This window comes from Sphingomonas sp. KR3-1 (genome assembly GCF_040049295.1).
Classification (GTDB): domain Bacteria; phylum Pseudomonadota; class Alphaproteobacteria; order Sphingomonadales; family Sphingomonadaceae; genus Sphingomonas.
The window spans coordinates 723,722-735,868 of the sequence record NZ_JBDZDQ010000002.1 but is presented as its reverse complement, the minus strand read 5'-3'; the positions used below and the strand labels follow the sequence as shown (position 1 = coordinate 735,868).

Below are 12,147 nucleotides of genomic sequence, written 5' to 3'. Positions count from 1 at the left end.
CTTGCTCACTTATCCACCCCAATAGCGTCTTGGTCGGCGTCGTCGGCAAACATGCCGACACGCTGGATTTCCCACTCCAGCTCGATGCCGGATTGCGCCTTCACCTTGGCGCGGACTTCCTCGCCCAGCGCCTCGATGTCGGCCGAGGAAGCATTGCCAAGGTTGAGCAGGAAATTGCAGTGTTTTTCGCTGACCTGCGCATCGCCCCGGGTCAGGCCACGACAGCCCGCGTCGTCGACCAGCTTCCAGGCACTATGCCCTTGCGGGTTCTTGAAGGTCGAGCCGCCGGTACGCGACCTAAGCGGTTGCGAAGCCTCGCGTTCCGCGGCGATCCGATCCATCTCGGCGCCGATCACCGCCTTGTCGCCGGGCGTGCCCTCGAACAGCGCCTCGACCACCACCGCCCCTGCGGGCAGCTCGGAATGGCGATAGGTGTAGCCGAGTTTGGCCGCCGGCCAGGTCTCGACCGTCCCGTTTCGAGTCACGAGGGTCAGCTCGACCAGAATATCGCTGGTGTCGCGGCCATAGGCGCCGGCGTTCATCCGCACCGCGCCGCCGACCGTCCCCGGAATCCCGCGCAGGAACTCGAGCCCGGCAATGCCCGCATCGCGCGCAGCACTCGCCACGGTGATCCCCATCGCGGCCCCGCCCGCGCGAACCCGGTTGCCGGGCTCGATCGAAACCTTGGCCATCGCCTTGGGCAGCCGCACCACCACGCCCGGCACGCCGCCGTCGCGCACGATCAGGTTCGAGCCGACACCCACCGGCAGGACCGGCACCTCGGGGGCGAGGCCGGCCAGGAACGCCGCAAGGCTTTCCACATCGTCGGGGCGCACCAGCCATTCGGCCGGGCCGCCGGTGCGGAACCAGATGAAGTCGGCCAGGCTGCCCTGATGCTCGACCGTGCCGCGCAGGGGAGGAAGCGCGGTGCAGACTGGGCTCACGCCGCCGTCTCCCGCGCCTCTTCGATCGCGCCCGCCAGGTTCGCGGCCCATTTGGTGATGTCGCCGGCGCCGAGGCAGATGACCATGTCCCTGGGCTGCACCACGCCTGCCAGCGCCTGCACCAGCATGTCCTCGCTCTCGACCGCTGCCACCGCGCGGTGCCCGCGCCGCTGGACATTCTCGACCAGCGCCTCGGCGCTCACGCCTTCGAGCGGCAGCTCGCCCGCGGCATAGACCGGGGTGACATAGACCATGTCGGCGTCGTTGAAGGCTTGGGCGAACTCGTCCATCAGGTTCTTGAGGCGCGTGAAGCGGTGCGGCTGGACGACGGCGATCACCCTGCCCTCGGCGCTCTCGCGGGCGGCGGCCAGCACCGCGCGGATCTCGACCGGGTGGTGGCCGTAATCGTCGATGATCGTCACGCCGTCGGTCTCGCCCACCTTGGTGAAGCGCCGCTTGACCCCGCCGAACTTGGCGAAGCCCTGCTGGATCGTCGCGTCGGGGATGCCGAGCTCCAATGCCACGCCGATCGCGGCGAGCGCGTTCTGAACGTTGTGGCGGCCCGGCATCGGCAGCTCGATCCCCTCGATCGAGCGGGTCGAGCCGTCGCGGTGGCGGATGATCGCCTCGAAGCGGTTGCCGCCATGATGCGGCACGACATTGACGCCACGCACGTCCGCCGACGCCGCGAAGCCATAGGTCACGATCCGCCGGTCGCGGACGCGCGGGATGATCGCCTGCACCTCGGGATGGTCGAGGCAGAGCAACGCCGCGCCGTAGAAGGGCACATTCTCGACGAACTCGACATAGGCGTCCTTCGCCCGGTCGAACGAGCCGTAATGGTCGAGATGCTCGGGATCGATGTTGGTCACGATCGCATAGGTGCCGTCGAGCCGCAGGAAACTGCCGTCGCTCTCGTCGGCCTCGACCACCATCCACTCGCTGTCGCCGAGACGCGCGTTCGAGCCGTACTGGTTGATGATGCCGCCGTTGATCACGGTGGGATCGACCCCGCCTGCATCGAGCAGCGCGGCGACCATCGAGGTCGTCGTGGTCTTGCCATGCGTGCCGGCCACCGCGATCGTCGACTTCAGCCGCATCAGCTCGGCGAGCATCTCGGCACGGCGCACCACGGGGATGCGGCGCACATAGGCGGCTTCCACCTCGGGATTGGTGCGCACGATCGCAGTGGAGACCACCACCACCGCCGCGTCGCCCAGGTTCTCGGCATCATGGCCAATCGTCACCGGAATGCCGCGGCTGCGCAGCCCCTGCACGACATAGCCCTCGGCCACGTCCGATCCCTGCACGACATAGCCGAGATTATGCATCACCTCGGCGATGCCGGACATGCCGATGCCGCCGATGCCGACGAAATGGATGGTACCGATGTCGGTTGCGACACCCTTCATGCGTACGCTGGCCTTCCTTGCATGGAGATGCGCGCGCCCTTGATCGGGGCCTCCGGCGCATCGATGGATTCGACGAGATCGGCAAGATCGCGCGTGGCGTTGGGGCGGCCCACGCTGCGCGCGCGCGCCGCGGCATTCTCAAGCCCCTGGGGCTCGAGCCCGAGCTTCTGGATCTGCTTGGCGAGCTCGGCGGCGGTGAAGCCCTTTTGCGAGATCGTCCGTGCGCCGCCCGCCGCGGTCATCTCGCGGGCATTGGCGGTCTGGTGATCGTCGGTGGCGCTCGGCAGCGGCACCAGGATCGCCGGGCGGCCCGCCGCGGTCAGCTCGGCGATCGTCGAGGCGCCAGCGCGCGCGATCACGATGTGCGACCAGGCGAGCGTGTCGGCCATGTCGGTGATGTAGGTCGAGACGTCCGCCGGGATGCCGTGGTTCTGGTACTTGGCGCGGACCGTCTCGATATCCTCGACACGGGCCTGGTGCGTTACCTGCAGCCGGCGGCGGAAATGGACCGGGAGCAGCGCGAGCCCGTCCGGCACCACCTGACTGAGCACGGTCGCGCCCTGGCTGCCGCCGGTGACGAGGACGCGGAAGATGCCGTCCTCCTCAAGCAGCGGATAGGGCCGGTTGCGCAGCGCCAGCACCGCCTCGCGCACCGGATTGCCGACGAGATGCGTCTTGGCCTGCCAGCCCGGCTTGAGCCGGTCGACCTGGTCATAGGAGGTCGCGATCGCATCGACGCGGCCGGCGACGAAACGGTTCACGCGGCCGAGCACGGCGTTCTGCTCGTGGATGATCGTCGGCACGCCAGCGCGGAACGCCGCGAGCAGCGCCGGCAGCGCGGGATAGCCGCCAAAGCCGATCACCGCCGAGGGCTGCAATTCCTTGTAGAGCCGCAGCGCCATCGAGCGGCCGGCCATGATCTTGCCCGCCGCACGGAGATAGCCGAGCGGCCCGCCACCGAGGCGCCCCGCGGGCAGCACATGCGTCTCGACCCCGTCGAACAGCCCGGGGAAGCGCACGCCGCGATCGTCGCTCACCAGCGCGACATGATGGCCCCGTTCGGCCAGCTCCGCCGCCAATGCGGCCGCGGGCACCATATGCCCGCCGGTGCCGCCGGCTGCGAGGACATAGCTTCGGGACTGACTCATGCGTTGGTGCTCCAGCGGCCGGTATAGGGCGAGCGCTTCAGATACGGGTTTCGCCGCGTGAAGGCGAGCAGCAACCCATAGCCGATCGCCAGCGCGATCATCGACGATCCGCCATAGGAAATGAAGGGCAAGGTCATGCCCTTGGACGGGGCGATGCCGGTGTTCACCGCCATGTTGATCAGCGACTGCACGCCGAACTGCGCCGCCAGGCCGGCGGCCGCGAGCAGGCGGAACGCGTCTTCCTCGTCGAGCAGCTTCATCAGCACGCGGATGACGATGGCGAAATAGAGCAGCGCGATCACCGCGCAGGCGATCAGCCCGAACTCCTCGCCGATCACCGAGAAGATATAGTCGGTATGCCCTTCCGGCAGCCTGAACTTCATCATGCCATTGCCCGGCCCGCGCCCGAACAGCCCGCCCGAGGTGAGCGTGTCATGCGCCATTTCGAGCTGGTAGCGATCGGAAAGCGCGGCATCCTTGGTCGGGAACAGGAAGTTGTCGATCCGCGTGCGCGCGGTGCCATAGAACAGATAGGCCGCGACGACGCCGGCCACCGCGGTACCGAACAGCCCCGCGATCGCGGCGGGCGAGATGCCCGAGATCATCAGCAGGATGATCCACACGCTGGCGAACACGATCGTCTGGCCGAAATCGGGCTGGAGCATCAGCAGCACGCCGACCAGCGCCGTCAGTCCGCCGGTGACGAACAGCACCGGCAGCTGCGGATCCTTGGCGCGGAAGCTCAGCATCCAGGCGGTCGCGACGATGAAGACCGGCTTGAGGAACTCGGAAGGCTGGAAGGCCGCGAATTCGGGGCCGATCCAGCGCTTGGCGCCGTTCACTTCGTGACCGATGATCGGCACCAGCGCCAGGCAAACGAGGAACACCGCCGCGCCGATGAGCGCCAGGCGACGCGCGAGCGTGACCGGCAGCATCGATACGCCGATCAGCACCGGCACCGAGACGCAGACCCAGATCAGCTGGCGCCAGAAATAGTGCATCGCCGGCATGATGTGGCTGGCGTCCGAATAGCGGCGCGCGGTGGCGGGCGAAGCCGCCGCGACGGCGACCAGGCCGATCGCGATCAGCAGCATCGCCAGCGTGAGCAGCACGCGATCGACTTCCCAGAACCACATGCCGGCGCGCGTCTTGCTCGCGCGGCCGAGTTGGGGCTGGCCGCGGCGGCGGGCCTCAGGCACCGCTTCCTGCGGCACGGCGTCACTCATCCCAACGCCTCCACCGCGTCGCGAAAGGCCTGGCCGCGCGCTTCGTAATCCTTGAACTGGTCGAACGAGGCGCAGGCCGGCGAGAGCAGCACGACTTCGCCCGGCTGGGCCTGTGCGGCGGCGGATTTCACCGCGGCGTCGAGCGTGCCCGAGCGTTCGACCGGCATCTCGCCCTCGAGCAGCGCCGCGAACATCTCGCCCGCCTCGCCGATCGTATAGGCCTTCACCACATGGCCGAACCCCGGCCGGCAGGCATCGAGGTCATTGGTCTTGGCCTTGCCGCCGAGGATCCAGTGGATCTTCGGATAGGCCGAGAGCGCCGGCGCGGTGGAGTCCGCATTGGTCGCCTTGCTGTCGTTGACGAACAATACGCCGTTGCGCGTCTTCACCCGCTCCATGCGGTGCGGCAGGCCGGGGAAGCTCTCCAGCCCCTTGTCGATCGCGGCCTGGGAAATGCCGAGCGCCTCGCAGGCGGCAATCGCGGCGAGCGCGTTCTGCGCGTTGTGCGGCCCCTGCAGCGCCGGCCAGCGCGACTGGTCCATGCACACGCCGGGGGCGATCTTGGTCAGGTCCTCGCTGCGACCCGAAACCGCCACTTCACGGGCAATGGCGGCCGAAGGCGCGTCGCCGATACCGATCACCGCGGCATGGCCGCGCGACTGCATCGCGAACAGCCGCGCCTTCGATGCCGCATAGGCCTCGAACCCGGCATAGCGATCGAGATGGTCGGGGGTGATATTGAGCAGCACCGCGACGTCGCAGTCGAGGCTGTGGGTCAGGTCGATCTGGTAGCTGCTGAGCTCCAGCACATAGACGCCGCTTTCGGGCAGCGGGTCCTGCCCCAGGATCGGCAACCCGATATTGCCGCCGAGCCGCGCGGGAATGCCGGCGGTCTCGATGATGTGGTGGATGAGGGCGGTGGTGGTCGACTTGCCGTTGGTGCCGGTGATGCCGACCACACGGTGCGCGGGCATCTCGGCACGGGCCTCGGCGAACAGCTCGATATCGCCGATGATGGGCACGCCCGCCTCAGCAGCCTTTGCGGCGATCGGATGCGTGTTGAGCGGTACGCCGGGGGAGACGACGACGGCCGCAAAGCCGGTCAGGTCGATCTCGACAGGATCGCCCAACTCCGCACCCTGCACCTTGGACCGCGCCGCTTCATTCGAGTCCCAGGCCACGACCTGGGCCCCGCTCGCGACGAGCGCGTCGACCGTCGCCAGCCCCGAGCGCGCCAGCCCGAGCACTGCATAGCGTTTGCCGCGCCAGGTCGTGCTCGTGATCACCGCAGCTTGAGCGTCGCCAGGCCGGCGAGCGCCAGCACGAAGGCAATGATCCAGAAGCGGATCACGACGGTCGGCTCCGACCAGCCGAGCTGCTCGAAATGGTGGTGGATCGGCGCCATCCGGAAAACGCGCTTGCCGGTACGCTTGAAGAAGAAGACCTGGATGATGACGCTCAGCGCCTCCATCACGAACAGGCCGCCGATGATGCCGAGCACCAGCTCGTGGTGCGTCGTCACCGCGATCGTGCCGAGCGCGCCACCGAGCGCCAGGCTGCCGGTATCGCCCATGAACACCGCCGCCGGGGGCGCGTTGAACCACAGGAAGGCGAGCCCCGCCCCCACCATCGCGCCGCAGAAGATCGCCAGGTCGCCAGCGCCGGGCACGTGCGGGATGCCGAGATACACCGCGTAGATCTTGTTGCCGGCCAGATAGGCGATCAGCATGAATGCCATGCTGGCGATCACTACCGGCATCGTCGCCAGCCCGTCGAGCCCGTCGGTCAGGTTCACCGCGTTGCCGAACGCGACGATCACGAAGGCGGCGAAGGCGATGTAGAAATAGCTGATATTGGGGTGGAAACCGCTGAAGAACGGCACATAGAGCTGCGTGCCGTTCTGCGAGCAGATGATCGCCGCGGCGATGCCGGCGATCGCGAACTCGCCGATCAGCCGGACCTTGCCCGATACGCCCGCGGTCTTCTGCTTCCGCACCTTGTCGTAATCGTCGAGGAAACCGATCATGCCGAAGCCGAAGGTGACGAACATGCACGCCCACACATAGGGGTTGCGCAGGTCCATCCACAGCAGCAGCGCGAGCATCAGGCTGGTCAGGATCATCAGCCCGCCCATCGTCGGCGTGCCGCGCTTGGCGAGGTGGCTCTGCGGGCCGTCGTCGCGGATCGGCTGCCCCTTGCCCTGGCGGACGCGCAGCCAGCCGATGAACTTCGGGCCGATCAGCAGCCCGATCAGCAGCGCCGTCGCCACCGCGCCACCGGTGCGGAACGAGAGGTAGCGGAAGAGATTGAAGAGGCCCGGAAAGCCCAGCGTCTCCGCGATCCAGTACAACATCAGGCAGGTGCCCTTTCCGCCAACGCCGCGACCACCGTACCCAGACGCACGCCGTTCGACCCTTTTATGAGAACCGCGTCGCCCGCCTGCAGCATGTCTTCAAGCCTGCCCTGCGCGGTCGCCGCGTCGGGCACATGGACGAAATCGACGACACCCTCAAGCGCCTGTGCGAGCGGCTGCATCGCTTCGCCGACTAGAATGGCATAATCCACTCCTGCGGCCTCGATCGGGCCGGACAATTCGGCGTGAAACGCGGCGGAATGGTCGCCCAGTTCGCGCATTTCGCCGAGAACCGCGAGCTTGCGGCCCTTTTCGTGCGCGAGCACCTCGAGCGTCGCGCGCATCGAGGCGGGGTTGGCGTTGTAGCTCTCGTCGATCACCAGCGCCTCGCCGCCGCCCACCGGCACCATCAGCCGCGCGCCGCGCCCGGCAATCCCGCCCAGCTCGGCCAGCGCCAGCCCCGCGAGCTCGAGATCGGCGCCCACCGCGTCCACCGCAGCGAGGATCGCCATCGCGTTGGAGACCCAGTGCGCGCCCGGCTGCGACAGGGTGAAGCTCAGCTCGCGCTGCCCGAAGCGCGCGGTGACGAAAGTGCCGCCGGTGCGGGTGCGCATCGTCTCGACGGCGCGGTAGTCGGCACCCTCCTGAAGCCCGAAGGTGACGATCTTCGCCGCATAGGGCGTCGCCGCCGCGATCAGCCGGTCGCGGTGCGAGCTGTCGAAGGGGATCACCGCAGTGCCGCCCGGCTCGAGCCCCTGGAAGATCTCGCCCTTGGCGTCTGCGATCGCGGCTTCATCGGCGAAGAAGCCCATATGCGCCGGCGCGATCGTGGTGACGATTGCCACGTGGGGCCGCACCAGCCGGGTCAGCGCCGCCAGCTCGCCCGCATGGTTCATACCCATCTCGAACACGCCGAACCGCGCGTTCCGCGGCATCCGCGCCAGGCTCAGCGGCACGCCGGTATGGTTGTTGTAGCTCTTGACCGAGCGATGCGCCTCGCCCGGCGCATTGCGGTCGAGCGCCGCGAACAAAGCTTCCTTGGTGCCGGTCTTGCCGACCGAGCCGGTGACCCCGATGACCTTGCCCTGCATCCGCGCGCGGCTGGCCGCGCCCAGCGCATCGAGCGCCGCGGTCGTATCGGCGACGGTCACGTGCGGATAGTCGGTCGCCACCGAGACGACCGCGCCTGCCGCGCCCTGCGCGAAGGTCTGGTCGAGGAACTTGTGCCCGTCGGTGGTCTCGCCCTTCAGCGCGAGGAACAGGTCGCCCTGCCCCACTTCGCGCGAATCGAAGGCGACGCCCGAGACTTCGAAGTCCGCCGAAGCCGTCCCGCCGGTCGCCTCGGCGATCTCGTCGGAAGTCCAGAGCCTCACGCCACGCTCTCCCGCGCCACGGTCACGTCGTCGAAGGGCAGCACCATGTCGCCGACGATCTGGCCCTGCTCATGCCCCTTGCCGGCGATCAGCACGATGTCCTGGCTCTCGGCCATGTCGATCGCCGCCTTGATCGCCTCACGACGCCCGCCGATCTCGATCGCGCCCGGCGCGCCTTCGAGCACCTGCGCGCGGATCGCCGCGGCATCCTCGGAGCGCGGATTGTCGTCGGTGACGATCACCACGTCCGCGCCCGCGGTCGCCGCCTGCCCCATCGGGGCGCGCTTGCCGGTGTCGCGGTCGCCGCCGGCGCCGAAGACGAGGATCAGCCGCCCGCTGGTATGCGGCTTCAGCGCAGCGATCGCCGCATCGAGCGCATCGGGGGTGTGCGCATAATCGACATAGACCGGCGCGCCGACCCTGGTGATCACGGCGCGCTCGAGCCGTCCGCGCACCGGCTGGAGCCGGCTCAGGTCGGAGAGGGTCTGCGCGACATCGCCGCCGGTCGCGATCACCAGCCCCGCGGCGACGAGCGCATTGGCGGCCTGATAGGCGCCGATCAGCGGCAGGTTCACCTTGGTGGTGGTGCCGTCATGCTCGATCGTCAGCCCCTGGCCGAGCAGCGTCGGCGCGCGGTCGACCAGCCGCAGCGTGCTGCCATGCTCGCCCACCGTGACCAGCCTGTTGCCCCGCTGCCGCGCCAGATCCTCGATCCGCGGCGCATTGGGATCGTCCGCCCACACCACCGCGGTGCCGCCGTCCATGTCGAGCACGTCGGCGAACAGGCGCATCTTGGCGTGGAAATAGGTCTCCATGTCGCCATGATAGTCCAGGTGATCGCGGCTGAGGTTGGTGAAGGCCGCCGCCTTCACCGGCAACCCTTCGGTGCGGTATTGCGACAGCCCGTGCGACGACGCCTCGAATGCGACATGGCTCACGCCCTCGCGCGCCAGCCCGGCGACATTGGAGAGGAAGGTGACGATGTCGGGCGTCGTCAGCCCGGTGGAGACGGTATCGTCGGCGGTGGTCACGCCCAGCGTGCCGATCGAGGCGGCATGGAAGCCGCGCATCCGCCAGAGCTGGCGAGTCATCTCGACGGTGGAGGTCTTGCCGTTGGTCCCGGTCACCGCGACCGCGGTGGCAGGGAACGGCGCGAAGAACTGCGCCGCCAGGCGGGCGAACTTCTCGCGCGGATTGTCGTCGGCGATATGGACCGCGCCTTCCACCTTGGCGCCCGGCCGCGCGACGATCGCCACCGCGCCCGATTTCACCGCATCGGCGATGAAGTCCTCGCCGTTGAAGCGCGCGCCTTCGAACGCGCCGAAGATCGTGCCGGGTGCCACCTTGCGATGATCGATGGCAAATCCGGTGACGACGGCGTCCTCTCCGCCTCCCGTCAGCGCACCGAGTTTCATTCGGGATCCTTCTTTTCGGCGTCCGGCCCCGCCCAGATGAGCGGCAGCAGCTCGCGCTCGTCAATATCGCGTCCCGCATCGGGCACCACGCCGAGCAGCGAGCCGGTGCGGGTCACCACGCGCGCCACCACGGGCGCCACCGTCCAGGCGGCGGTCGTGCGGTAGACGCCGATGGCGGGATTGGCTTTGGGCGAATCGAGCATTGCGACCATCACATAGCGCGGCGCGTCGATCGGGAAAGCCGCAGCGAAGGTCGAAACGTTGCGACTCTTGTCGTAACCACCCCCGGCAGCCGCCTCCGCGGTGCCGGTCTTGCCTGCGATCCGGAAGCCGGGCGCATCGCCCTTGCGGCCGGTGCCCTTCAACACGATCAGGCGGAGCAGCTGACGCATCCGGTCGCTCGTCGCGGGCTGGAGCACACGCCTGCCCGCCACCGGGTGCGCCGGATCGGCCTTCATCAGCGTCGCCGGGCGCAGGATGCCGCCATTGACCAGCGCGGCATAGGCAGTGGCGAGGTGCAGCGGCGTCACCGCGATGCCGTGGCCATAGGCCGTGGTCATCACCGTCAGCCGGCCCCAGCTCGCCGGCCACAGCGGCCGGGCGCTCGCATCCAGCTCGATCTCGGGCTTCTTGTCGAAGCCGAAGCGGCGGAAGATGTCCTGCATCTTCTCCGGGCCGAGCTCGTCGGCGATCCGCGCGGTGGCGATGTTCGAGGAATAGACCAATGTTTCCGGGATGTTGAGCCAGCGGAACTGCTCGTCGCCCGGATCGTCGTGGATCTTGAAGCGGCCGACCTGGAGCGGCACCGTCGCATCGAAGCGGCGCGCCATCGAGGTGATCGTGCCGGTATCGATCGCGGCAGCAACGGCGATCGGCTTGAAGGTCGATCCGAGCTCGTAGACGCTCTGCGTCACGTTGTTGCGCGGCGGCGGGCTGTCGATCGCGTTGGGATTGAAGGCGGGCAGCGAAGTCATCGCGATGACTTCGCCGGTCTGCACGTCGAGGATCACGCCCGCTGCGCCGCGCGCCTGGAGCTGCGTCATCGCCGTGCCCAGCTCATTCTCCAGCGCCGCCTGCACGCGCAGGTCGAGCGAGAGCGCCACCGGCTGGCCGCGGCGCGCCGGATCGAGCAGCTGGCCGTCGAGCACGCGCTCCATGCCGTAGCGGCCATGGCCGGTGCTGTCGGTATAGCCGAGCACATGCGCCGCCAGGGTCGATTGCGGATAGAGCCGGTCGTTCTCGCGCTGGAACTCGATCGCCGGCTGGCCGAGCGCGTTCACCGAATTGACCAGCTCGGGCATCGCCCGGCGCTTGAGAAAGGCAAAGCCGCTGTTCGATTTGAGCAGCGCGAAATAGCGCTCGGCGCTCTGCTCGGGGATCAGCGCGGCGAGCTGCCTGGCGAGCTCGGCCTTGTCGCCGATCACCTGGTTGGGGTGGATCGCGATCGTCCAGCTGTCGATCGAGCGCGCAAGCGGCGCGCCGCGGCGATCGGTGATGTCGCCGCGCGGCGGGATCAGCGTCGTCGCGATGTCGCGCGCGGTCGCCGGCTCGGCCCACAGCGCCAGGAACGCCAGCTTGCCGATCACCAGCAGCATGCCGAACCCGAACAGGATCGACAGGATCATCAGGCGGACCTGGGCGGTGGCGACAAGCGCCTGCCGGGCATCGCCCGTACGGCCCTTGCGGGCCGGCGGGGCGACGACGACGATCAACGGAGGGCCAGCTTCTCGCGCTGCGCGAGCTTCTTCAGCTCATCGATGGTCGAGGTGCTGAGCACGCCCTTGTCCACCATCGCCACTCGCTTGTCAGCCTTCTGCATGAGGTCGTGCAATTCCCGGTCCTGCTGCGCCACGCTCTTGCCCGAAGCCGGCTGCGCTGCCGGCGCCGCCTGCACCGGCTGGGCCGATGCCGTCGCCACTGCTGCGACGGGCTGAGCCGCCGGCGCGCCGGTCGGAACGATCAGCGACGCGGTCTGGACCTGGGCAGGCTGGTCGAGGCTGGCCAGCGCCGTCTCGCTCGCCAGATACTGGCCGGGCGCGGGCGCGGCGAGCGCCAGCACTTCGCCGTTCCAGCGCTCGATCTGGGCGAGGTTGGCGCGCGTCTGGAACTCGGTCTCGAGGCCGCGGATATCCTTCTGCGCCTGCAGGATCGCGCCCTTCATCGCGTTGAGCTTGGCCTGCTCGGCCGCGCCGTGCGAGTTCACCATATAGCATGCCGGCGCCACGATAACGCCGCAGAGGAACCACCCCAGTCCCTTGAAGCTCTGAACCGACATC

The 12,147-nt window shown here is 68.5% G+C and carries 10 protein-coding genes; all 10 read right to left on the bottom strand.

Features of this window, described 5'->3' with window-relative positions:
- Positions 1–5: 5 nt before the first annotated feature.
- The 10 genes from murB to ABLE38_RS15195 are packed head-to-tail and all read right to left on the bottom strand — an operon-like array spanning position 6 to position 12,146.
- Complete coding sequence (murB, locus tag ABLE38_RS15240) at positions 6–944, bottom strand: UDP-N-acetylmuramate dehydrogenase (protein WP_348975077.1); 939 nt, start codon at positions 942–944, stop codon at positions 6–8.
- Positions 941–2,356, bottom strand: a complete 1,416-nt coding sequence (gene murC / locus ABLE38_RS15235) for a UDP-N-acetylmuramate--L-alanine ligase (RefSeq protein WP_348975076.1) — start codon at positions 2,354–2,356, stop codon at positions 941–943. The genes murB and murC overlap by 4 nt, the downstream gene beginning before the upstream one ends.
- Entirely contained in the window at positions 2,353–3,504 is a 1,152-nt protein-coding gene (gene murG / locus ABLE38_RS15230; RefSeq protein ID WP_348975075.1) for an undecaprenyldiphospho-muramoylpentapeptide beta-N-acetylglucosaminyltransferase, read from the bottom strand. The genes murC and murG overlap by 4 nt, the downstream gene beginning before the upstream one ends.
- A complete protein-coding gene (locus ABLE38_RS15225) occupies positions 3,501–4,730 on the bottom strand; it encodes a putative peptidoglycan glycosyltransferase FtsW (RefSeq protein ID WP_348975074.1) in 1,230 nt (409 codons plus the stop codon). Before ABLE38_RS15225 ends, murG begins: the two co-directional genes overlap by 4 nt.
- Positions 4,727–6,016: a UDP-N-acetylmuramoyl-L-alanine--D-glutamate ligase gene (gene murD / locus ABLE38_RS15220; RefSeq protein WP_348975073.1), complete on the bottom strand. Its 1,290-nt coding sequence runs from the start codon at positions 6,014–6,016 to the stop codon at positions 4,727–4,729. The genes ABLE38_RS15225 and murD overlap by 4 nt, the downstream gene beginning before the upstream one ends.
- Positions 6,013–7,083, bottom strand: a complete 1,071-nt coding sequence (gene mraY / locus ABLE38_RS15215) for a phospho-N-acetylmuramoyl-pentapeptide-transferase (RefSeq protein WP_348975072.1) — start codon at positions 7,081–7,083, stop codon at positions 6,013–6,015. The genes murD and mraY overlap by 4 nt, the downstream gene beginning before the upstream one ends.
- Positions 7,083–8,456 carry a UDP-N-acetylmuramoyl-tripeptide--D-alanyl-D-alanine ligase gene (gene murF / locus ABLE38_RS15210; protein WP_348975071.1) on the bottom strand — a complete coding sequence of 458 codons (1,374 nt, stop codon included), beginning with the start codon at positions 8,454–8,456 and terminating at the stop codon, positions 7,083–7,085. The genes mraY and murF overlap by 1 nt, the downstream gene beginning before the upstream one ends.
- Positions 8,453–9,871: a UDP-N-acetylmuramoyl-L-alanyl-D-glutamate--2,6-diaminopimelate ligase gene (locus tag ABLE38_RS15205; protein ID WP_348975070.1), complete on the bottom strand. Its 1,419-nt coding sequence runs from the start codon at positions 9,869–9,871 to the stop codon at positions 8,453–8,455. Before ABLE38_RS15205 ends, murF begins: the two co-directional genes overlap by 4 nt.
- The gene (locus tag ABLE38_RS15200) at positions 9,868–11,583 is read right to left on the bottom strand and encodes a penicillin-binding protein 2 (protein ID WP_348975069.1); all 1,716 of its coding nucleotides are present in this window, start codon (positions 11,581–11,583) and stop codon (positions 9,868–9,870) included. The genes ABLE38_RS15205 and ABLE38_RS15200 overlap by 4 nt, the downstream gene beginning before the upstream one ends.
- Positions 11,580–12,146, bottom strand: coding sequence for a hypothetical protein (locus tag ABLE38_RS15195; RefSeq protein WP_348975068.1), 567 nt, complete (start codon positions 12,144–12,146; stop codon positions 11,580–11,582). The genes ABLE38_RS15200 and ABLE38_RS15195 overlap by 4 nt, the downstream gene beginning before the upstream one ends.
- Position 12,147: the final 1 nt, after the last annotated feature.

Excerpts from the sequence above, each read along its gene's own strand:
- murC (WP_348975076.1), bottom strand. The coding sequence starts at position 2,356 with ATGAAGGGTGTCGCAACCGACATCGGTACCATCCATTTCGTCGGCATC.
- murG (WP_348975075.1), bottom strand. The coding sequence starts at position 3,504 with ATGAGTCAGTCCCGAAGCTATGTCCTCGCAGCCGGCGGCACCGGCGGG.
- ABLE38_RS15225 (WP_348975074.1), bottom strand. The coding sequence starts at position 4,730 with ATGAGTGACGCCGTGCCGCAGGAAGCGGTGCCTGAGGCCCGCCGCCGC.
- mraY (WP_348975072.1), bottom strand. The coding sequence starts at position 7,083 with ATGTTGTACTGGATCGCGGAGACGCTGGGCTTTCCGGGCCTCTTCAAT.
- ABLE38_RS15205 (WP_348975070.1), bottom strand. The coding sequence starts at position 9,871 with ATGAAACTCGGTGCGCTGACGGGAGGCGGAGAGGACGCCGTCGTCACC.
- ABLE38_RS15195 (WP_348975068.1), bottom strand. The coding sequence starts at position 12,146 with ATGTCGGTTCAGAGCTTCAAGGGACTGGGGTGGTTCCTCTGCGGCGTT.